The sequence below is a fragment of the Christiangramia echinicola DSM 19838 genome (genome assembly GCF_000423065.1).
GTDB classification, from domain to species: domain Bacteria; phylum Bacteroidota; class Bacteroidia; order Flavobacteriales; family Flavobacteriaceae; genus Christiangramia; species Christiangramia echinicola.
Genome location: NZ_AUHG01000012.1, coordinates 341,178 through 363,371, shown reverse-complemented (window position 1 = coordinate 363,371; position 22,194 = coordinate 341,178). Strand labels below are relative to the sequence as shown.

The following is a 22,194-nucleotide window of genomic DNA, read 5'->3' as shown; positions in this document are numbered from 1 at the left end:
GATTTTAAACTTGATTACAAGTTTTAGTTTATAACAGAAAGTCTTTGAGGAACGAAATTAATATGTAATTCTGCCTTCTGAATAATCCATATTTCAATCAAGTGCAGATTTTATTTCAACCATCCTATAACTCTGCTATATGGAAATCTATTTAGATAGATACTCTATTAATTCTTTAAACGCCATACCTCGATGACTGATTTTTGATTTTTCACTTAGATCCATTTCCGCAAAGGTCTTGTCAAATCCAGTTGGTACAAAGATGGGGTCATAACCAAATCCTTTATCACCCTTTCGTTTATAGGTGATTTTACCTTCACAAATACCGGTGAATAGGTTTTCATTTCCTTTAAGGTTTAGAGCTATGACCGTTTTAAAACGAGCAGATCTATCGTCTCTTTTTTCTAACTGACTTAATAGCTTTTCTACATTGGCATTATCATCTTTTTTCTCACCTGCGTATCTTGCAGAGAATACTCCAGGAGCGCCGGCTAGAGAATTTACTTCCAGGCCCGTGTCATCTGCAAAACAGTCATATCCATAGTGGTTTTTAACATATTCAGCCTTGATTATAGCATTCTCATCTATTGTATCCCCGGTTTCTTCAATATCTTCATCACAGCCGATATCTTTAAGGGATAGAAGTTCAATATGATCGGGTAGCAAGCTTTGTATCTCCTTGAATTTATTGGGATTGTGAGTTGCGAAAACTAATTTCATGTTCTTAAATTATCTGTGGTGGTAAGGTTCGTTCTTTAAAATTGTAAATGCTCTGTATAATTGCTCGGTAAAGAATAATCTTACCATTTGATGGGAAAAGGTCATTTTAGAAAGTGAGATCTTAGAGTCAGCTCTATTGTAAACATCTTCAGAAAAACCATAAGGTCCTCCTATTACAAATATCAATCTCTTAAGCCCGGTATTCATACGTTTCTGAATATATTCCGAAAAGTTTTCTGAACTGAATTGCTTTCCGTTTTCATCAAGTAGCACCACGAAATCTGAATTCTGAACTCCAGAAAGTATCAAATCTCCTTCCTTAGATTTTTGTTGATTTTCATCCAGATTTTTAGTCTTTTTGAGATCGGGAATTATTTCAAATTCAAATTTTATATAATGCTGAAGTCTATCTGAATAGACCTTGATCAATTCCTCGAGTTCTTTTTTATCTGTTTTTCCTATACAGACTAATTTTATTGTCATCCCGTGATTTTAGTACAGACTTTACTACATTTACAAAAATAAGCAGAGAATATGATCTCACCGGAACAATTCGAAAAAGAAATTGAATTAATTATTAATAACGCAATACGAGAGGATGTTGGTGACGGTGATCACAGTTCCCTTGCCTGTATTCCTACTAATGCAACTGGAAAAGCTAAATTACTGGTGAAAGATCAGGGAATCCTGGCCGGAGTTGAATTTGCTAAAAGAGTTTTTAATTATGTGGATCCTGAAATGGAAATTGAGCAAATTTTAAAGGATGGGGATCCTATTAAGAAGGGTGATGTCGCATTTTATGTTAAAGGCAGCTCACAGTCTATTTTAAAAGCTGAAAGATTAGTGCTTAATGCTATGCAAAGAATGAGCGCAATAGCTACGAAAACTTCCGAATTTGTTAAGAAACTTGAGGGTACAAAGACTAAAATCTTAGATACCAGGAAAACTACTCCTGGAATTCGTGCTATAGAAAAATGGGCAGTGAAAATTGGAGGAGGAGAGAATCACCGTTTTGCACTTTATGATATGGTGATGCTAAAAGATAATCATATAGACTTTGCTGGGGGGATAACGAAGGCTATCCAGAAGACCACGAATTATTTGATAGAAAAAGATCTGGATCTTAAAATTATAGTCGAAGCCAGGAATATGGATGAGATTAGAGAGATCTTAAGATCTGATGGGGTTTATAGAATACTTATCGATAATTTCAATTATGAAGATACCCGTAAGGCAGTAGACCTTATAAATGGTAAGTGCCTAACAGAGTCCAGTGGCGGTATTACACTCGAGACCGCTAGAAGCTATGCGGAGTGTGGAGTTGACTTTATTTCCAGCGGAGCCCTTACGCATTCTGTGTACAATCTAGACCTGAGCTTAAAAGCCGTATAATATGGCCCCACAAAAAGCGATTAAAAGCAAACTTGAAAATTTTTCAGATTGGTGGAAGCGAAAGACCAAGAAGATTATTTTGCCGGGTTTAGAAGGTTTATCGCTTTATAATTTATGGATTATATATTGGGGTGGGATAGTGCGAGGAACTTTTTCTACCAGAGCCAGTTCTATCGCGTTTAGCTTTTTCATGGCCATATTCCCGTTCCTGTTATTTGTACTGAACCTAATTCCATATATAACCTTTATTGATGATTTCCAGATAAAGTTTTTAGTGTTCATGGATGAAAATCTTTTGCCTCCCGAGACTTCTGATTTTTTTGGAACTATTTTCGAGGATATCGCTAGTACTCCCCGCGGTGGATTGCTTTCTGTAGCCTTTATATTGTCTATTTTTTTAATGACCAATGGTGTTAATGCGATCTTTACAGGTTTTGAATTTAGCTACCATACTAAAACAAATCGATCCATACCACGTCAATATGCTGTAGCTGTGGGAGTTTCGGTTATATTGGCACTGTTGTTGCTCACATCTGTAATAGGAGCAGTTTATATAACCTATGCTATAGATGATCTTAACTCCCTGGGAATTGTGAATTCTGATGGTTTTGGAGCAGATCTAATAAAATATATCGGTTTTGTGATATTAATTTATACAGCGGTGGCAATACTTTATTACTTCGGGACCAGGGAAGCAAGGCAAGCCAGGTTCTTTTCAGTGGGAGCTTTGTTTACCACGATATTAATAATGATAACCACATTTTTATTTAGTTTGTATATTACAAACTTTTCAAATTATAACGAATTATACGGCTCTATTGGCGCGCTTTTAATTTTGATGTTCTATATATGGTTAAATTCTAATATGTTACTATTAGGTTTTGAACTAAATGCATCTTTAATTAAACTGAAGAAAAATTTTAAATAACTTTAAACCAAACTAAACCCTTAATAATGAAAAAAATAATTTTTGTTTTTATCGCTCTAATGAGTGCTGGTTTGACTTCAGCTCAAACCGAAGTAGGAGGAGTTAATCTTCCAAATAGTGAAACTTACCAGGGACAAACCCTAAATCTTAATGGTGCAGGTGTCAGAGAAAAATTGTGGATAGACCTTTATGCTGGAGGCCTGTATCTTGCAAAAAAATCTTCAGATGCATCTGCTATTGTTTCAGCAAACGAACCTATGAGTATTAAATTACATATAGTTTCTAAGCTAATTACCAGTGAGAAAATGATGGATGCCGTGAATGAAGGTTTTCAGAATTCTACTGGTGGAAATACCAAACCTTTATCTGCTGAGATTAAAAAATTCCAGGGGTTCTTTATGGAAGAGATCAAGAAAAATGATGTTTTCGATATTGTTTATATGCCCTCTAAAGGTGTAGTAGCTTATAAGAATGATAAGGAATTAGGAACTATTGAGGGTATGGATTTCAAAAAGGCTCTTTTCGGAATTTGGTTGTCTAACAGACCTGCCGATGATGATCTTAAAGAAGCCATGCTAGGTAAATAATATGAAGTACCTGCCCCTTAAAATAATTCTTTTATTATTTCTCAGTTTTCCCGTTCAATCACAAACTGTGCTTGGGAAATGGGAGAACACCAACGAACAAGGAAAGGTGAATTCTATTATCCATATCTATGAAAAAGAAAATAAGGTCTTTGGAAAGGTAGACAGGATAATGAAGGAAGAAGATCGAGATCGTGTTTGTACCAAATGCGAGGGAGATCTAAAGAATGAGCCCATAGAAGGTATGGAGTTGATGAAAGGACTGGAAAAGGATGGAGATGAGTATGTAGGCGGAACGATTGTTGACCCAAAATCTGGTAAAGAATACCGTTGCAAGATTTGGCTTGACGATGATAATCCAGATGTTTTAAAGGTTAGAGGTTATATCTCACTATTCTATAGAACTAAGAAGTGGCGCAGAGCCAAATAATATTCTAAGAAATTAAAAGCTGTTCTTAAACTTTCAGTTTTACTTTCAAAAAAACTAAAGATTCTTGATATTTTTGAATCTCTAGTTAGAAAGTAAGTTGAACTTAAGAACAGCTTTATTCTTTATATGAACCAACCGATATTTTAAATGTCCTATTTCGCTGATCTTATCTTACCGTTGCCCTTGGATAACCGATTCACCTATAGCTTGACTGAAGAGGAATCTAGGTTTATTCAGCCTGGGATGCGATTGGCGGTTCAATTTGGGAAAAACAGGATATATACAGGTATAGTAGCTGAAGTACACCAAATTCCACCTGAAGTCTACGAGGCTAAGCCAATACATCAGATTCTTGATGAAAAACCTTTACTCACTCAAAATCAGCTGAAATTCTGGACCTGGCTGTCGGCTTATTATCTATGTACAGAAGGGGAGGTTATGAGAGCGGCTCTGCCGGGAGCATTTTTACTTGAAAGCGAAAGTATTGTTAAGTTATCTAAGGACGTTGAAATAGCATCTGAAGTCCTTAACGATGATGAATATCTTGTGATAGAAGCATTGCAAAGACAATCTTCTATGAAGATCCAGGAGATTGAGCAATTACTGGATAGAAAAAAAGTGTTGCCGGTTATCAATAAACTGGTATCTAAAGGGCTTGTGGATCTTAATCAGGAGATCTATGAACAATTTAAGCCTAAGGAAATTCGCTACGTTAGGTTAAATCCAACCTATGAGGCAGAAGCTGAAATGCACAAATTGCTGGATGAACTTTCCCGTGCACCTAAACAAAGAGAAATCCTGCTTTCGTATTTTGCTATCACTGCAAAATCTAAGAAATCCCTTAAAGTAAAAAATCTATTAAAGGAATCTGGGGCAAGTTCGGCCGTATTAAAAAGTCTTATTGATAAGGATATTTTTGAAGAATTTTACCAGGAAACAGATCGTGTAAAATTTTCGGGAGAGATCATTTCGCATGAGATCAACTTTAATAATGCCCAGCAGCAGGCCTTTAACGAAATAAGACAGAATTTTGAGGAAGATAGAGTATGTCTTTTACATGGAGTGACTTCATCTGGAAAGACAGAGATATACATTAAGCTAATTGAGGAAGCAATAAATAAAGGAAAGCAGGCATTGTATCTCCTTCCGGAAATTGCGCTTACTACCCAGCTTATTAAAAGACTTCAAAATTATTTCGGGGATAGAGTATTGGTATATCATAGTAAATATTCCCTGAACGAAAGAGTCGAAATTTATCGTAAGGTTCTGGATAATTCAGAAAAAGGAAAAATTGTGATAGGGGCGAGGTCCTGTATATTTCTTCCATTTCAGGATCTGGGAGTGATTGTCGTAGATGAAGAGCATGAATCAACCTTCAAGCAGTTTGATCCTGCGCCAAGATACCATGCCCGTGATGCGGCTGTAGTCCTGGCAAATATGTTCAAAGCAAATATTGTTCTGGGTTCAGCTACTCCTTCTATTGAATCTTATTTTAACGCAGAACACAACAAATATGCGTTAGTCCAGCTAAATAGACGTTATGGAGATGTTTTAATGCCAGAGGTTGAAGTAGTGGATATAAAAACGGCCCATAGAAAAAAGAGGATGACCGGCCATTTTTCAGACAGGCTTATTGAGGAAATCCGGGAAAGCTTAAAGGAAGGTGAGCAGGTAATTCTTTTTCAGAACCGGCGTGGTTTTTCTCCAATTATGGAATGTAATACCTGCGGGCATTCTCCTCAATGCCCAAATTGCGATGTTAGTTTGACTTATCATAGTCATAATAATCAGTTGCGTTGTCATTATTGTGGTTATCATATTGCTATGCAGCATCAATGCATGGCTTGTAGCAGTAATGAGGTCACTACAAAAGGTTTTGGAACTGAACAGGTGGAAACAGAATTGAAAGCGCTTTTTCCAAAGCACAGTATAGGTAGAATGGATCAGGATACTACGCGTGGAAAATATGCCTACGAAAAGATCATCGCTTCCTTTGAAAATGAGGAAACCGATATTTTAATAGGTACGCAAATGCTTACAAAAGGACTTGATTTCAGAAAAGTAAGTCTTGTAGGAATTATGAATGCAGATAATCTTTTGAATTTTCCCGACTTTCGAGCACATGAGAGAAGTTTTCAGCTAATGCTGCAGGTTGCTGGCAGGGCGGGTAGAACTAAGAAGAGAGGTAAAGTACTTATTCAAACTTATAATCCGCATCACCAGATCATTCAGCAGGTATCTACTGGTAATTATGCTGAAATGTATAAGGAACAGCTGGAAGACCGCTATCAATATCAATATCCTCCATATTTTCGCTTAATACGGTTAACACTAAAATGCAGGGATTATTCTAAAACCAATGAAGCTGCAGAATGGTTGGCCAGGGCACTAGAGAATGTCTTTGATAGATATGTATTAGGTCCGGAATTCCCTCCTGTAGCGAGAATCAGGAATGAATATTATAAGAATATACTTATCAAGATTCCGAAGAAGCAATCATTGGGGAAAACAAAAAAAATGGTTCACCGTATTCTAAAAACCTTTAATTCTATTGGTGCTTATAGGTCGGTTAGGGTAGTGGTGAATGTAGATCCGCAATAAAAAAAAGCCACTTTAGGAGTGGCTTTATATATAACAGGGTAATATTTTCTCTATTGTATGGCGCTTAATGCTTCTACAAGATTCGCTTTCTTATGGCGACTAAGAGGTAATTTTTCTTTATCGATCTCTATGTTCTTACTGTTGTATCTTTCAATCTTATCCAGATTTACAATATAAGACTTGTGAGTTCTTAAGAATCTTTCGTTAGGCAATTGCTTTTCAAAACTCTTCATAGTAGCCAGTACTACAAAATTGTCTTTTTCAGTAACAAACTTTACATAATCACCAAGCGCCTGAATATACTTTAGTTTACTAAGGAATACTTTTCTGTTTTTAAGATTACTCTTAACAAAGATAAAGTCGTCATCTTCTGGAACAGCAGTCTGGTGTTTAAGTTTATAAAGATTTACGGCTTTATTTACCGCATTACTAAACCTGTCTTTAGTTACCGGTTTATGTATATAATCCACAGCATCATAATCAAATGCTTTAAAGGCATATTTGGTCTTCCCGGTTACGAATATAATTTGTGGTTTGTTCGGAAGGTTATCTAAAAGTTCAAAACCAGACAAAATAGGCATCTCAATATCCAGAAATATTAGATCTGTTTCTGTATCAAGTAAACCATTTTTGGTTTCGATTGCGTTATTATATTCTGCTACTAATTTTAAGTTGGGATGATCTTTTATCAACTTGACAATTGATAGCCTTTGGAGGCTAGAGTCATCTACAACAGCACATTTAAGTAATACTTCTTCCACGGTTAATAGGTTAGTCACTAACAATATTACTCATTAAAAATAAGAAATACAAGGTAAAATAAATTTTCACCGATATAAATAGTGTTTTATCCTTCTTAATAAGCTTTGAAATATGGATTATTAATTATATTTTTGCACCCGATTTAATTTAAAGAATAATTTTATGAACAATTATGAAACTGTTTTCATCTTGAATCCCGTTTTATCTGATGAGCAGATAAAGGAGACAGTTAAGAAATACGAAGATTTTCTTGTTTCTAAAGGAGCTGAGATGGTAGCTAAAGAAGATTGGGGCCTAAGAAAACTGGCTTATGCAATCCAACACAAGAAAAGTGGTTTTTATCACTTATTTGAATACAAAGCTCCTGGTGATGCTATTGAGCCGCTAGAGTTAGAATTCAGAAGAGAAGAGCGTATGATGCGTTACCTAACTGTGAAGTTAGATAAGCATGCTATCGCCTGGGCTGAAAAAAGAAGAAAACGTAACAAGGAAAAAGCGTAATCATGGCAACATCTATTGAACAACAAGCAAAAGGAAAAAAAGATGGAGAGATCAGGTATCTTACTCCTCTTAATATAGAAACAACCAAAGCTAAAAAATACTGTAGATTCAAAAGATCTGGTATTAAGTACATTGATTACAAAGATCCTGATTTCTTAATGGGCTTTGTAAACGAGCAGGGTAAATTGTTACCTCGTCGTTTAACAGGTACTTCTTTAAAGTTTCAGAGAAAAGTGGCAACAGCGGTTAAACGTGCTCGTCACTTAGCATTAATGCCTTACGTAGGTGATTTATTAAAATAAAAAGAGGCAGTTATGGACGTAATACTTAAAAAAGACGTAGACAATCTAGGTTTTAAAGATGATGTAGTGGCTGTTAAGAACGGTTACGGTAGAAATTATCTTATTCCACATGGATACGCTGAATTGGCAACTCCTTCTGCAAGAAAAGTTTTATCTGAAACTTTGAAGCAGCGTGCCTATAAAGAACAAAAGCATATTGACGAAGCTAAGAAGCAAGCTGAAAAACTTAACAATCTTGAGATCAAGATCACTGCTAAGGCAGGTGCAGGTGATAAGTTATTTGGTTCTATCACTAATGGTGATCTAGCTGACGCTCTTGCTAAAGAAGGTGTAGAGATTGAAAAGAAATATATTAGCATCGCCGGTGGAAACATCAAGCGTTTAGGACAGTATGATGCAACTTTACGTTTTCACCGTGAAGTAGTTTCTAACTTTTCTTTCGACGTTGTAGGAGACGCTTAATTTATTTTACTTATAGAAAAAAGCCTGCTCATTTTTTGAGTGGGCTTTTCTTTTTTTAAACTATAGTATGAAATACGCAAGATTAACAAAAGAGCAGTTTGAAGAAATGCACCAGGAATTTATCAATTTCCTGGCGACACAATCTATTACTGCCAATGAATGGGAGCAAATTAAAAAGGATAAACCAGAGGCAGCTGAAGAAGAACTGGATATCTTTAGTGACCTTATCTGGGAAGGGGTTTTAAATAAAGTAGAATATCTCGAGCATTTTTCTTCTAACCAGATCTTCCTTTTTCACATTAATACGGCAACCATCGAGCTTATAGCGATTAAAGTTGAAAATGAGGCGATAGATATTACAACCAGGGAAGGATATCAATGGTTGCAGACTAATCTTATGGATGAAACTGTAAATATCTATACTTCCACCAAGGCTATTAGTGAAGACAGGAATAAAGATATTTTCGCTTTGATCAAGCAAGGAGCAAATATCACTCAGGGAAAATTATATGGGTATTTCGAGGATATTGTAGAAAGTTAATTATTCGTATCTAAGTGATTCTATTGGATCCTGTTTTGCTGCTTTCGCTGCCGGGTAACTTCCTGCAAGTATTGCTACAAGTATAGTAATCCCTGTTGCCCAAAGCATTGCTTTCCATGGAGTAGTAAAGGCGAAGTCGAGAGAAGTTGCTACAGCGTAACCAATTCCTATTCCCAGGAGAATTCCTAATAAACCTCCAATTTGACCAATCACCAGGGTTTCTAAAAAGAACTGCGTAGCAATAGTATTCTTCTTAGCTCCAAGTGCTTTACGAACTCCAATTTCTCGTGTTCTTTCGGTTACGGTTACAAGCATAATATTCATTAATGCTATTGACGAACCAAAAATGGTGATTATAGAAATGATCCAGGCTGCTACATTTAAAGCGCCGGTGATAGATAAAATTCTATTAATAAGATCATCGCTGCGTTCTAGTCCGAAATTATTTTCTTCTTTAGGGTTTAAAGCACGAATATTTCTGAATGTAATAATTGCTTCATCCATTGCAGAATCCAGTAATTCCTTGTCTTCAACTTTTACACTTAAACTGTAATTTATATTGGGTTGAGAAAAAATGGAACGAGCATGTTGAATTGGAATAAATACTCTTAGATCCTGGTTATTCCCGAAGGTACTTCCTTTAGATTCTAAAACCCCGATAACTTTAAATTTTGCACCACGTATACTAATAGTACGGTTTACAGGATCAAATCCTTTAAATATACCATCTTTAAAATCTGATCCTATGACGGCCACATTATTATTATTCTCTATATCAAAGACATTGAATTCCCGCCCATCTTCAACATTAATTCCGCTATTTTCCAGGTAGAATTCATTAACTCCTAAAACTGCAATTTCTGGATCGGTCTTTTCATTTTCATATTTTATTTCAGCAGAAGATGTTCCGGTAAAGGAAATTGCCGTTTTAGTATAGGGATACTCGAACTTTTCCTCAAATTCTTTTACATCCCGGTAGCTTATCACAGGATTTACTTTTCTGTCCTCATTACGGGAACTCTGCGTACGGAATTCATATCGCTGAAGGTTGAAAGTATTCGAACCCATGGAAGCAAAATCATTGCTTATTGTGTTTTCAAGAGCCGCTACGGCACTTAATATACCCACGAGGGCAGTTATTCCAATGGCAATAATAAGAACAGTTAGGATAGTTCTTAAAGATTGGTTTTTGATGGAATTTAGGGCGATCCTTATATTTTCCCGAAATAGTGAGAACATGGGTTGATTTTTCTGGCTTACCGGTTAGACTATAAAATTAGAACTTTGTTACTTAAAATTTCAATTTTGTTTGGGTTCGTCTAAAAATTAAGATATTTGCAGTCCTAAATAGCAAATTCAGCTTAATACAGATCATGGCACAAAAACCATCAATACCAAAAGGTACAAGGGATTTTTCACCGGAAGAAGTCGCAAAGAGAAATTATATTTTTGAAATTATTCAATCCGAATTTAAAAGATTTGGTTTTCAGCCTATTGAAACTCCAAGTTTTGAAAACTCATCTACCCTGATGGGGAAATATGGTGATGAAGGTGATCGATTGATTTTCAAAATTCTTAATTCAGGAGACTTTCTTAAAAAAGCTGATGAAAAAGCGCTTTCAGAAAAAGACAGTCTTAATCTAACTTCTTCAATAAGTGAAAAAGCATTGCGTTATGATCTAACTGTTCCTTTTGCCAGGTACGTGGTTCAGCATCAGAATGAGATCGAATTTCCATTTAAGAGATACCAGATACAACCGGTATGGAGGGCAGATCGCCCACAAAAGGGAAGGTTTAGAGAGTTTTTTCAATGTGATGCAGATGTAGTTGGGAGTAAAAGTCTATGGCAGGAAGTTGAATTTGTTCAATTATATGATGCTGTTTTTAGTAAACTTGGGCTCGAGAGTGTCACTATAAAAATCAATAATAGAAAAGTCCTTTCAGGTTTTGCTGAAGTGATCGGTGAGCAGGATAGATTGATAGACTTCACTGTGGCTTTAGATAAGCTGGATAAAATTGGTGAGGATGGGGTGAAAAAGGAAATGAGAGAGAAAGGAATTTCTGAAGATGCATTGACTAAAATTCAGCCTATTTTTAATCTTCATGGTAATTTTGCTGAAAAGATAGAAGGTCTAAGATCTATCCTGGAGGGTTCAGATACTGGACAGAAAGGGATTGAGGAACTTCAATTTATCCAGGATGCAATAAATGAAATGCCTTTGAAAACTGCAAAACTCGACCTTGATGTGACGCTGGCCAGAGGTCTTAATTATTATACCGGGGCGATCTACGAAGTGGCCGCTCCAGAGAAAGTAAAAATGGGATCTATTGGTGGTGGAGGCCGTTACGATGATCTTACCGGAATTTTTGGCTTAAAAGATATGAGCGGAATTGGTATTTCATTTGGCCTGGACCGTATTTACCTAGTGCTGGAAGAACTGGAGCTATTTCCGGCTACGGTGACAGAGAATACTAAAGTTTTATTTATCAATTTCGGTGAAAAGGAAGCTTTGTATGCAATGAAGGCGATTAATAGGCTTAGAGGTGAAAATATCACAGCGGAACTTTATCCAGATGCAGCTAAAATGGGAAAACAAATGAAATATGCCGATAAAAGGAATATTCCTTTTACAGTGTTGGCGGGGGAAGAAGAGATGGAACAGCAAAAATTCACCCTAAAGAATATGAAATCTGGAGAACAATCAAATCTTGATTTTGAAGGACTTTCAAGTATCCTGAAATAATATCATATATTGAATAATTAAAATAGAGCCTTCAAAAATTTTGAAGGCTTTATTTTTATCTGCTAGCCTGGTTCAATTTTTCCATTTCTTCTGTACTTAAATCCATATTCATAGCTTCTTTAAAAGACTGTAAATGTTCAGGTTTTGAGGCGCTGGCTATAGGCGCAGTAATTCCCGGGCGTTGCATTATCCACCTTAAAGCTATAGCAGCTTGTGAGATATTATGATGATCTGAAATGTCTTTTAAAGCCTTTAAAATTTTCTTGCCTCTTTCATCGAAATATGACTTTAAGAATTGCTGACGATCGGTTCCTTTTATATCCTCCTCACTCTGGTATTTTCCAGTTAAAAAACCACTAGCTAAAGAAAAATATCCTGTAACTCCTAAATTATTATCCATGCATATTTGTTTGGTCTTACCTTCATACTTATCCCTCACGGCTAAACTATATTCCGGCTGAAAGACTTCATATTTAGGTAGATTATTGGTCCTTGCAGCATCAAGTGATTCCTGTAGTCTTTCCGGAGATAGATTAGAAGCACCTATATATCTTACTTTTCCCTGTTTTATTAATTTCTCATAAGCTCCCAGGGTTTCTTCCACAGGAGTTTTATTATCATCCCAGTGCGTAAAATAAAGATCTACATAATCTGTTTTAAGTCTTTTCAAGGAGTCTTCAATAGCTACGATGACATGGGCTTCAGAAATATCTTTATCGCCACCCTGCTGCATGCTGGAGCCAACTTTAGTAGCGATGATCAAATCCTCTCTATTTTTGCGATCTTTTAAGTATTCTCCTATGATCCTTTCAGACTCACCACCTTTATTTCCAGTAGCCCACCGGGAGTAAACATCTGCAGAATCTATCATATTAATACCGAGATCCAGCATTTCATCCATCAGTTTATAAGATTCCTTTTTATTGGCAGTCCATCCAAATACATTTCCGCCAAAAATTATGGGTGGACAGTTAAGCGAAGTATTACCTAATTTTTTCATGAGTTCTTTTTTCTGAATATAAATTTTGTTCCGGTGGTATAAAAGGTCCAGTATAGATTTTAAATAAGTTTAACAGCGTTTGGTAATTCCTCAATTTAAATATTATTGGTCTTTGTTCGGTAATTCTGTAACCGATATTTATTCAATCGTTTTGTATTAAACCTGATATATGTCATTGTAAATCAGTTTGTTTTGGTTTTTATTTATAAAAATCCGAATTATTAAAGTATGGTTGAAGGAAATACGATCTGGAGCAGAACAAGATTATTCTTTGAAGAAGCTGGGGGTATGGTATATTTTACCTCTCGCTTCTTCAGGGAAGTTTTTAAACCGCCTTTTGAATTCAAGGAATTATTAAGGCAGTGTTACTATATGGGTAACAAATCTCTATTGCTTGTTGCGGTGACCGGGTTTATTCTGGGACTCGTTTTCACCCTGCAATCCAGGCCAACCTTAATGGAGTTTGGTGCAGAATCATGGATGCCATCTATGGTTAGCATATCTATTGTTCGCGAAATTGGCCCCGTAATTATCGCGCTTATTTGTGCTGGAAGAATAGGTTCAGGAATTGGCGCTGAATTGGGATCTATGAGAGTTACAGAACAAATAGATGCCATGGAGGTTTCTGGCACTAATCCTTTTAAGTATTTAGTGGTTACGAGGATAGTTGCGACCACTTTAATGCTCCCCCTTTTAATTATAGTGGGCGATGCTATTGCCTTATTTGGATCTGCAATAATTGAAAATTTAAAGGGAGAGGTTTCTTTCTTACTGTATTTTAACCAGGTGTTTGATGCTCTGCGATTTGCAGATGTGATACCAGCTACGGTAAAATCTTTCTTTTTTGGTTTTGCTATTGGTCTGGTGGGGTGTTATAAGGGATATTACTGTACTAATGGAACGGTAGGTGTAGGTGAAGCTTCGAACGCTGCGGTAGTGTATACTTCGATGTTACTATTTGTTATAGACTTTATAGCAGTTTTTGTAACTGATATTTTCTTTGGATGATGGAAAACAATTCAGGAAATAAAGTACCAATTTTAGAAATTAAAGACTTAAAAAAGTCCTTTAAAGATAACTCTGTATTGAATGGTTTCAACTTAAATCTATATAAAGGTGAAAACCTGGTAGTAATGGGGAAATCTGGCTCTGGAAAATCGGTCATGATTAAGTGCCTGGTTGGTTTGATGCAGGCTGATAGCGGGACTATAAGGATCAAGGAACAGGATATTGAAATATTAGGTAGAGAGGAGCTGGATCTATTAAGGACTCATATAGGGTTTCTATTCCAGGGAAGTGCACTTTATGATTCTATGACAGTTCGTGAAAATCTAGAATTTCCCTTAAGAAGACATAAGAAGGAACTTCATCTAAAGCAAGATACTGAAGTTTTAGTACGAGAAGCTTTAAAAAATGTGGGACTAGAGGATACTTTAGATCTTATGCCATCAGAGTTATCTGGTGGTATGCAAAGAAGAATAGCCCTGGCGCGAGCTTTAATATTAAAACCTGAAATTATTCTTTATGATGAACCTACAACGGGTTTAGATCCCATAACTTCAAAAGAAATTATTCAATTAATGCGCAATATTCAGGCAACTTATAATACGTCTTCTCTTATAATCACCCACGATATGGATTGCGCGAGAGTGATCTCTAACAGGATGATACTTTTGGTAGATGGAGTTAATTATGCCGAAGGAACCTATAGTGAATTATCGAGATCTAAAGATCCAAAGGTTCAGGCGTTTTTTAAAAATTAGGAGTCATGAAAAAATCAGCTTCACAAAGAATTAAATTAGGGGTATTTGTAGTATTAGGAATGACTATTCTAATATTAGCCCTTTATTTCATTGGAAACAGGCAGCATATTTTTACAAAGAATATTCCTGTCTTTGCAGAATTTGAAAATGTAAATGGATTGCAAATAGGTAATAATGTTAGATACTCCGGAATAAATGTAGGCACAGTTAGTAAAATTGAAATGTTTGCTGAATCCCGTATTCTTGTTCAAATGATGATAGAAGAGTCTACAGGCAGATTTATTAAAAAGGATGCCATCGCAACCATTGGATCTGATGGACTGGTTGGTAGTATGGTAGTGAATATCCTACCTGGAGGAGAAGATCTGGCCATTGTGAAGCCAGGGGATACCATTGAAACTTATAGTAGAATTGGTGCAGATGATATGCTATCTACATTAAATGTTACTAATGAGAATGCGGCATTGCTTACTTCAGACCTCTTAAAGATCACTAATAAGATTCTGGAAGCCAAAGGAACATTGGGAGTGTTGGTTAGTGATACACTACTGGCAGAAGATATAAAACTAACTTTAAGTAACCTCAAAGAAACCAGTGAGCAAACTACCAGGGCCATGAAAAAGGTGAATAGGGAGTTGGCGAATATCAATTTTAACGAAAGTCTGGCCGGTGTATTATTGAGCGATACAATTTCCAGGGATCGTATGGATAATATTATTAAAAACCTGGATTCCTCGAGTTATCGAATTTCTACAATAACAGATAATATAGGTGTACTTATCAAAGAAATTAAGAATGGAGAAGGGGCCTTGAATTATTTAACTCAGGATAAGGGATTTGTTTATAATATTGACACAACTCTTATTAATATGAAAGAATCTACAAAAAAACTAAATGAAAATATGGAAGCATTAAAGCATAACTTTTTGTTCCGTGGATATTTCAGAAAACTGGAACGTAAAAAAGAGAAGGAAGAAATGAAAGAAAAAAATGAGAGCAACTGAACTATTCAATAATTAATATTTAGGGAATTTATAGGTTGTTTTCACCTTTTTTCGAAAGTAAATGACCTGCTTTTTCTTCCAATACCATTTTAGCCTCATTATACCCAATATTAAAGATCGCATCCATGGTCTTTAAACTGAACAATCCATAATTCTCCAATTCCTTAGGAACGATCAAAAGATCACATTTTTTAAACTTTCTACGACATTGATGATCTAGGCTAATTTGGTATGCACGTGTAATAACCTGGTATGAATGCCTAAGTCGGTTAGATTGAATATTTTTTAAAGGATTCACATAACCGCCAATAATCGTATCACATTCTGGAATGAGTGATTCAACTGGAAAATTATTCGTAATTCCTCCGTCTGCATATAGTCCTTCATTAAATGATACCGGGGTAAAAATACCGGGAATAGAAGCAGAGGCTAACAGTGGTTTTATCAATTCTCCGCTTTCAAAGATCTCCTTGTGACCAGTGATCAAATTAGTGGTATTTACATATAATTTCTTTTTTAATATACTGAAATTGTCTTCGGGGAAAAAATTAGCAAAGTCATTATAAAATTTGATTGTGTCAATAAATCCTGGTTTATTTCTGGCATAACGTTTATAATGAAAAATAGGCACAGATTTGAAAAACTTGAGTATCTGTTCCCAGGAAGCGCCATAGGCATACATCGCACCAATTATAGCGCCGGCACTACTACCAGAAATATGAGTGATCTCTATACCATGCTCTTCAAGCGCTTTTATAATACCAATTTGAGCAACACCCCGGGCGCCTCCGCCCGATAAAACCAGTCCTGTTCGCATATTATGATCTTTGAATATCCTATCTAAGATAGTATCTTAATTTAAGGAGATAAATGATTACGATCATTATTAAGATAACTATTCCTTGGATAGAATTGAATTTAATGCCTAAAATCCAGATTTATAGTTCACTTTTTAATTAGGGGAATCGAGCAGGATTTAAATTTTGAGAATAAAAAAATCCCTTCAATATTGAAGGGATTTTAAGTCGTAGCGAGACCGAGATTTGAACTCGGGACCTCCGGGTTATGAACCTAAAAATTATTATATCGAAATATATCAAATATACTGGTAATTAGCTGTTTATGTGTTTTTTAATTTTAAATGATATTAAATAATATCATTTAAAATTAAATTATTCTGTACCTATTCTGTACCCATTTTTAGAATGTTTCCGTTATCTTTATTAGAAGAAACATTGTTGTTATGGCATCTATAAAAGTAGTAAGAAGAAAGAATAAAGAACGGAAAGATGGTACAGCGCCTTTAGCACTTAGAATAAGTGAAAATTATGCTACTAATTATAGTTTTCTAGGACAGTATGTTTTGGAAAAAGATTGGGATAAGGAAAGTGGTATGGTAAAGAGAAGCCATCAAAACTCTCAACGTCTTAATAATTTTTTAAGGAAAAAATTGACAGAGGCTACTAATATTTCTTTTCAGAATGAGGATAGGATATCAATTAAAGAGATAAAGAAAAAATTAGTAGGAACTAAGATTAGAAAATCATTTTTCCTTTTAGCTACAGAAAGAATTGAACAAAAATACGATCGAAAAACTTATTCAGTAGCCAAATCTGAATTATCCATTCTGTTTAATATTGAAGAGTTTTTAAATTTAAATAGAACAAGCCCGCGGCAAAAGGTCATAAAAGCTATAAAACAGAGAAGAAATGATCGTATTAGTAATGCTAGGCGTTCAGCTAATTCTTTTCTGGATGGGGTTTCTTATTTTAAACTCAATAATCGTTTAACTTTTCAAGATATCGATAAGTCATTTATCGAACGATATAAAACCTTTTGCGCGGCTTACCTGGGACAAAAGACTAGAACCATTACAAATCAACTTATATTTATTAGAACCTTGTTTAATATTGCAATAAAAGAAGAAGTTGTAGATCCCAAATATTATCCTTTCGCTGGTGATAAAGAAAAAATAAAGCTGACCTCTGGGAATAAAGTTGGTTTAAACAAGAAAGAAATTGAACGCATAGAATTGCTTAAACTGGAAGCTAATTCAATTATTTGGCATACTAAAAACATATGGTTAGTTGCTTTTTACTTCGCGGGGATACGTATATCCGCCATTCTTAAGTTAAAGTGGTCTGATTTTAAAGATGATCGTCTTTATTACGTAATGCATAAGAACGAGAAACCATTAAGCCTAAAGATTCCAGAAAAAGCTAAAGTCATACTTGGACATTATAAAAGTTTTAAAAGATCTAATAAAGGATATGTATTTCCTTTTCTTGAGAATGTAGATCCTAAAGATCCAGAAGATCTTTATAGAAAAACAAAAAACACGACGAAACAGTTAAATAAATATTTGAAGTTGTTAGCTGCTGAGTGTGAAATCGAAAAGAATTTATCCAATCACATTGCAAGACATAGTTTTGGAAATATTGCCGGAGACAGAATCCATCCTTTAATGTTACAGAAGTTATATCGCCATAGTGATTTAAAAACCACTTTAAATTATCAGGCAAATTTTATCCATAGGGATGCTGATGAAGCTTTGGATAGTGTTATCAATTTTTGATTTGGTAATTTGAAATTTATTATTCCTTCTCCTGATAGAATCTATAACTCATTTCTTATAAAATGTCACTTTTTTGTTAGATAAACTCAATTGTGAAAGTTTTTCCCATAAAAACATAAGAAATTGATTTCTTCAATTTCTAATTTTGCTATTCCTGAGAAGCAAGCTCACTTTAATTAAACTTTAGTTAAAAAAAAAAAAATTATCTCTCTCTATTCAATCGATGTTAAGAATTGAATGTTGAAAATATGTAGATCTATGAATTATAACGAATACTACAATTTTTAATTTATTAAAGTAAATAGAGGTGTAAAAAAATCAATCTAATTAATTAACCAAACCATTAATATTATGAGATTTATCTTTAAGTTGGGAATTGCTCCCTTACTAGTTTTACTATTAGCTTCCTGTGTGGATAAAAAAGAAACTCAATCTGTTGAAGTAAACACGCCTCAGGAAGTGAAAAAAAATGAAGAAAAAGCCGCAGATGTTGCTGACCAGGATTTTATAGATGGCATGACAGGGAAAATCTGGAATAACTACCTGGAAATTAAAATGGCACTTACCAATGGCGATGCCGGAGAGGCACAAGATGCAGCGAAAAGTATGGCCGATTCTTTCTCAGAAGAGCGTGCAGAATTAAAATCTATCGCTGAGCAATTGGGAGACACTGACGATATTGAGGAGCAGAGAAGGTTATTTTCAAACTTTACAGAATTGGCTGGGCCAATGTTTGAGGAAGCACTATCCGGTGGGACTATTTACAAGAAATTCTGCCCTATGGCTTTCAATAATGGTGGTGCGTACTGGTATGCTGACGTTGAGGAAATTAAAAATCCATATTTCGGTGATAAAATGCTCAACTGCGGCTCCGTAAAGAAGACTATAAAAAAGTAAAATTTCCCAATTAACTGTAAAACCTAATTTTATGAATTCAGAAAACAACAATAACCACAAGTCTGGTGGAAGTAATTATGGTCGATTTTTCCTAATGCTCGGCTTGTCTTTCGTAGCCATGTATATCACGATGTATCTTAATACTTATGAATATGATCATGTGTACTTTAGTTTAACCCGCTTTTATATGACGTGCCTGGGAATAGCAGCAATGGCAGTGATCATGTTATCCCTTATGCTGAAAATGTATAAAAACAGAAAAAAGAATATCGCTATTTATATTGGTAGCCTGGTGTTATTTATTTCGGCCTTAGGTCTGGTAAGAGCACAACGACCTATTATAGGGGACGTTTTATATATGAAGGCGATGATTCCTCATCACTCCATCGCGATATTAACCAGTAAAAGGGCAGATATTAAAGATCCTGAAACCAAGAAACTGGCCGAAGAAATTATTGAGGCCCAGAAAAGGGAAATCGCCCAGATGAAGAAGATTATTTATCGTTTGGAGAACGAAAATAAATAAAATAAAAAGCTATGAAATTGAAAAACTACTTTCTAATTCTCCTGATATTTTTAGGCTTTTCAGGCTACAGCCAGGAAGAATTAGAGGCATCGGTAGAAGGAAATATTAATAATTTACCGGTGCGTGAATACAAAATAACTATAGATCAGGAAATGGTTGTTAAAGCCAAGGGTAAAGAGACCATGGGAATGACTATTAATGGCGGAATTCCTGGCCCTGTATTAGAATTTACTGAAGGGGAATACGCGGTAATTTATGTAGAGAATAAAATGGATGTAGAAACTTCTATCCATTGGCATGGAATGTTGTTGCCCAATTTTTTTGATGGGGTGCCTTACCTTACCACTCCGCCCATTAAACCTGGAACTACTTTTAAGTATGAATTTGAGATAAAGCAACATGGAACATATTGGTATCATTCCCATACCATGCTACAGGAACAAAGTGGCGTTTACGGTGCGCTTATGATCCATCCAAAAGAAAAAACACTGGAATATGATAAAGAACTGGTGCTGGTACTTTCAGATTGGACTAATGAAAAACCTAAGGATGTTTTAAGATTCCTAAAAAGGGGAACGGAATGGTATAACATTAAAAAAGGAACTGCGACACCACTAAATCAGGTAATAAAACGAGGAGCATTGGGAGCGCAATTAGATTTCTGGAGGCAACGAATGGAAGGGGCTGATATTGCTGATATTTATTACCCTGCCTTTTTGATTAACGGTGAAGAGAAAATTGAATATCCAGATTTTAAACCAGGTGAAAAAGTAAGGATGCGTATTATTGACGGTTCCGCCTCCACTTCATTTTGGATGACCTTTGGCGGGGAAACCCCCACTTTAGTATCGGCTGATGGAAAAGATATTGTTCCGCTCAAAAGAAATAAAACCTTTATAGCAGTGGCAGAAACCTATGATTTTATTGTGACCATTCCTGATGAAGGGAAAGTGGAATTTAAAATCATGGCTCAGGATGGTTCTGGAACAGCTTCAGCTTTTCTTGGGGAGGGGAGAATACTCCCTGCTCCTAATGTGCCAAAACCAGATAAAATTGGGATGATGCAAAAAATGGCAAAAATGAAGATGAAGATGGGCGCGCCAGCTTTACAATTTAATCCTAAAGATCCGGATCCATATGAGTTAAAGGAAAAATGGGGAATGCAAATGGACGATATGAAGATGGGAGAAAAGGACCACTCTAAAATGAATATGAAAAAAGATTCTATAATGGAAGGAATGGGTGAGAAAGATAAAAGGATGGATGGGATGGCCATGAAGGATGACGAAATGAACGGGATGGATATGAAAAAGGGGGAAATGGAAGATATGCAGGGTATGGATCTATTTTCGGAATATAATTACGATTACCTTAAATCACCAGAAAAGACGGCTTTTAACGATAGCATCCCGGTCACCAATGTTTTACTGAATTTAACTGGAAATATGAACCGGTATATTTGGAGTTTAAATGGCGTTCCACTGTCTGCTGCCGATAAAATCAAGATAAAAGGTGATGAGGTTACCAGGATAACTTTTAACAATCTTACCATGATGCACCACCCAATGCACCTGCATGGTCATTTTTTTAGGGTAATAAACGAAAATGGGGAATATTCTCCTTTAAAACACACGGTAAATGTGCCGCCCATGCAAGAAGTGACTATTGAATTCTATGGGAATGAGTATGGCGACTGGTTTTTCCATTGCCATATTTTGTATCATTTAGATTCCGGAATGGCGAGAGTAGTAAGTTATGATACCAAAAGGGATGAGCGAATGAAACGCTATCCAGTAAGTAAGCTTATAAATGAAACCAATAAATTTTATACCTGGGGAATGTTAGATGCCGCTTCACATATGACGGAGTTAAATGTAGTGAGTTCCAATATTAGAAACCAATTTACCGTTTTGGCAGAATACGGCTGGAACGAAAATATAGAAGCGGAATTTACTTATGAATATTATCTAAACGACTGGGTACGATTGTTTTCCGGGGTAAATGTTGAAAATGAAATAGAAAACAGCATGGAAGAACTCAGTACCACCGCCATTGGAGGTATTAGGTATTTTACTCCATATATGTTTGCTTTAGACCTTCGTGTAGATAATAAATTGAGGCCCCAAATTAGCCTTGCCAGGGAAATAATGATTTTCCCAAGACTGGTAGTGTTTGGGGAATATGAATTTCAAGCCGATTTTGGTTGGGTCAATGATCTTGAACCAGGAAAAGATTTTAAAGATGAGCAGGTATGGAGAGCCGGGCTGGAATATTTTCTTGGTAAGAACTTTTCATTAATGGGAAGTTACGACAATAGATTTGGTGCCGGAGGCGGACTTTCACTAAGATTTTAAAAATTTAAATTAAATAACAATTAAAAAAACACACAGTTAGGATTAAGAAAAATGTTCAGTGAATTTTACAATTATCGCAAAATAGAACAGATTAAAACATTCACTATA

At 35.5% G+C, this 22,194-nt stretch carries 23 protein-coding genes; 17 read left to right on the top strand and 6 right to left on the bottom strand.

Annotated elements, in window-relative coordinates:
* Positions 1 to 147: 147 nt before the first annotated feature.
* Together G530_RS0110975 and rlmH are read right to left on the bottom strand one after the other, a co-directional pair.
* On the bottom strand, positions 148 to 720 hold the full coding sequence (locus tag G530_RS0110975; RefSeq protein WP_026934585.1) for a non-canonical purine NTP diphosphatase: 573 nt from the start codon (positions 718 to 720) through the stop codon (positions 148 to 150).
* A 9-nt stretch (positions 721 to 729) separates the two neighbouring features.
* Positions 730 to 1,203: a 23S rRNA (pseudouridine(1915)-N(3))-methyltransferase RlmH gene (gene rlmH / locus G530_RS0110970; protein WP_026934584.1), complete on the bottom strand. Its 474-nt coding sequence runs from the start codon at positions 1,201 to 1,203 to the stop codon at positions 730 to 732.
* A 51-nt stretch (positions 1,204 to 1,254) separates the two neighbouring features.
* Between rlmH and nadC the strand changes: the two genes are divergently transcribed.
* From nadC to priA, 5 genes are all read left to right on the top strand, one after another.
* A complete protein-coding gene (gene nadC / locus G530_RS0110965; RefSeq protein ID WP_026934583.1) occupies positions 1,255 to 2,112 on the top strand; it encodes a carboxylating nicotinate-nucleotide diphosphorylase in 858 nt (285 codons plus the stop codon).
* A gap of 1 nt (position 2,113) precedes the next feature.
* On the top strand, positions 2,114 to 3,040 hold the full coding sequence (locus G530_RS0110960) for a YihY/virulence factor BrkB family protein (protein ID WP_026934582.1): 927 nt from the start codon (positions 2,114 to 2,116) through the stop codon (positions 3,038 to 3,040).
* 26 nt (positions 3,041 to 3,066) lie between these two features.
* Entirely contained in the window at positions 3,067 to 3,627 is a 561-nt protein-coding gene (locus G530_RS0110955; RefSeq protein WP_026934581.1) for a chalcone isomerase family protein, read from the top strand.
* A gap of 1 nt (position 3,628) precedes the next feature.
* A complete protein-coding gene (locus G530_RS0110950; protein WP_026934580.1) occupies positions 3,629 to 4,054 on the top strand; it encodes a DUF2147 domain-containing protein in 426 nt (141 codons plus the stop codon).
* A 147-nt stretch (positions 4,055 to 4,201) separates the two neighbouring features.
* The gene (gene priA, locus G530_RS0110945; protein WP_026934579.1) at positions 4,202 to 6,655 is read left to right on the top strand and encodes a replication restart helicase PriA; all 2,454 of its coding nucleotides are present in this window, start codon (positions 4,202 to 4,204) and stop codon (positions 6,653 to 6,655) included.
* A gap of 50 nt (positions 6,656 to 6,705) precedes the next feature.
* Here priA and G530_RS0110940 read toward each other — a convergent pair whose 3' ends face one another.
* The gene (locus tag G530_RS0110940) at positions 6,706 to 7,416 is read right to left on the bottom strand and encodes a LytR/AlgR family response regulator transcription factor (RefSeq protein WP_026934578.1); all 711 of its coding nucleotides are present in this window, start codon (positions 7,414 to 7,416) and stop codon (positions 6,706 to 6,708) included.
* 163 nt (positions 7,417 to 7,579) lie between these two features.
* Between G530_RS0110940 and rpsF the strand changes: the two genes are divergently transcribed.
* The 4 genes from rpsF to G530_RS0110920 all read left to right on the top strand — a co-directional run bounded on the left by rpsF (position 7,580) and on the right by G530_RS0110920 (position 9,223).
* Positions 7,580 to 7,918: a 30S ribosomal protein S6 gene (rpsF, locus tag G530_RS0110935; protein WP_011709001.1), complete on the top strand. Its 339-nt coding sequence runs from the start codon at positions 7,580 to 7,582 to the stop codon at positions 7,916 to 7,918.
* Between the two features lie 2 nt (positions 7,919 to 7,920).
* On the top strand, positions 7,921 to 8,220 hold the full coding sequence (gene rpsR, locus G530_RS0110930; protein WP_011709002.1) for a 30S ribosomal protein S18: 300 nt from the start codon (positions 7,921 to 7,923) through the stop codon (positions 8,218 to 8,220).
* Between the two features lie 12 nt (positions 8,221 to 8,232).
* The gene (rplI, locus tag G530_RS0110925) at positions 8,233 to 8,682 is read left to right on the top strand and encodes a 50S ribosomal protein L9 (RefSeq protein WP_026934577.1); all 450 of its coding nucleotides are present in this window, start codon (positions 8,233 to 8,235) and stop codon (positions 8,680 to 8,682) included.
* 67 nt (positions 8,683 to 8,749) lie between these two features.
* The gene (locus tag G530_RS0110920) at positions 8,750 to 9,223 is read left to right on the top strand and encodes a DUF6495 family protein (RefSeq protein ID WP_026934576.1); all 474 of its coding nucleotides are present in this window, start codon (positions 8,750 to 8,752) and stop codon (positions 9,221 to 9,223) included.
* On the opposite strand, the gene G530_RS0110915 is transcribed toward G530_RS0110920, so the two are convergent.
* Positions 9,224 to 10,462: an ABC transporter permease gene (locus G530_RS0110915; protein WP_026934575.1), complete on the bottom strand. Its 1,239-nt coding sequence runs from the start codon at positions 10,460 to 10,462 to the stop codon at positions 9,224 to 9,226. It lies immediately after the preceding gene.
* 134 nt (positions 10,463 to 10,596) lie between these two features.
* On the opposite strand from G530_RS0110915, the gene hisS reads away from it, so the two are divergent.
* A complete protein-coding gene (gene hisS / locus G530_RS0110910) occupies positions 10,597 to 11,967 on the top strand; it encodes a histidine--tRNA ligase (protein ID WP_026934574.1) in 1,371 nt (456 codons plus the stop codon).
* Positions 11,968 to 12,022: 55 nt separating this feature from the next.
* On the opposite strand, the gene G530_RS0110905 is transcribed toward hisS, so the two are convergent.
* Entirely contained in the window at positions 12,023 to 12,967 is a 945-nt protein-coding gene (locus G530_RS0110905; protein ID WP_035716234.1) for an aldo/keto reductase, read from the bottom strand.
* A gap of 228 nt (positions 12,968 to 13,195) precedes the next feature.
* Here G530_RS0110905 and G530_RS0110900 point away from each other — a divergent pair, with 228 nt between their 5' ends.
* The 3 genes from G530_RS0110900 to G530_RS0110890 are packed head-to-tail and all read left to right on the top strand — an operon-like array spanning position 13,196 to position 15,734.
* Positions 13,196 to 13,975, top strand: coding sequence for an MlaE family ABC transporter permease (locus G530_RS0110900; RefSeq protein ID WP_026934572.1), 780 nt, complete (start codon positions 13,196 to 13,198; stop codon positions 13,973 to 13,975).
* A complete protein-coding gene (locus tag G530_RS0110895) occupies positions 13,972 to 14,730 on the top strand; it encodes an ABC transporter ATP-binding protein (protein ID WP_240472152.1) in 759 nt (252 codons plus the stop codon). The genes G530_RS0110900 and G530_RS0110895 overlap by 4 nt, the downstream gene beginning before the upstream one ends.
* Positions 14,731 to 14,735: 5 nt before the next feature.
* Positions 14,736 to 15,734, top strand: a complete 999-nt coding sequence (locus tag G530_RS0110890) for an MlaD family protein (RefSeq protein ID WP_026934570.1) — start codon at positions 14,736 to 14,738, stop codon at positions 15,732 to 15,734.
* A 28-nt stretch (positions 15,735 to 15,762) separates the two neighbouring features.
* Here G530_RS0110890 and G530_RS0110885 read toward each other — a convergent pair whose 3' ends face one another.
* On the bottom strand, positions 15,763 to 16,551 hold the full coding sequence (locus G530_RS0110885; protein ID WP_035716232.1) for a patatin-like phospholipase family protein: 789 nt from the start codon (positions 16,549 to 16,551) through the stop codon (positions 15,763 to 15,765).
* A 426-nt stretch (positions 16,552 to 16,977) separates the two neighbouring features.
* On the opposite strand from G530_RS0110885, the gene G530_RS0110880 reads away from it, so the two are divergent.
* From G530_RS0110880 to G530_RS0110865, 4 genes are all read left to right on the top strand, one after another.
* Positions 16,978 to 18,309 carry a phage integrase SAM-like domain-containing protein gene (locus G530_RS0110880; RefSeq protein WP_026934568.1) on the top strand — a complete coding sequence of 444 codons (1,332 nt, stop codon included), beginning with the start codon at positions 16,978 to 16,980 and terminating at the stop codon, positions 18,307 to 18,309.
* 351 nt (positions 18,310 to 18,660) lie between these two features.
* The gene (locus tag G530_RS16805) at positions 18,661 to 19,206 is read left to right on the top strand and encodes a DUF3347 domain-containing protein (RefSeq protein ID WP_051199762.1); all 546 of its coding nucleotides are present in this window, start codon (positions 18,661 to 18,663) and stop codon (positions 19,204 to 19,206) included.
* 31 nt (positions 19,207 to 19,237) lie between these two features.
* Entirely contained in the window at positions 19,238 to 19,732 is a 495-nt protein-coding gene (locus G530_RS0110870; protein ID WP_026934567.1) for a DUF305 domain-containing protein, read from the top strand.
* A gap of 11 nt (positions 19,733 to 19,743) precedes the next feature.
* The gene (locus G530_RS0110865) at positions 19,744 to 22,086 is read left to right on the top strand and encodes a multicopper oxidase domain-containing protein (protein ID WP_026934566.1); all 2,343 of its coding nucleotides are present in this window, start codon (positions 19,744 to 19,746) and stop codon (positions 22,084 to 22,086) included.
* Positions 22,087 to 22,194: the final 108 nt, after the last annotated feature.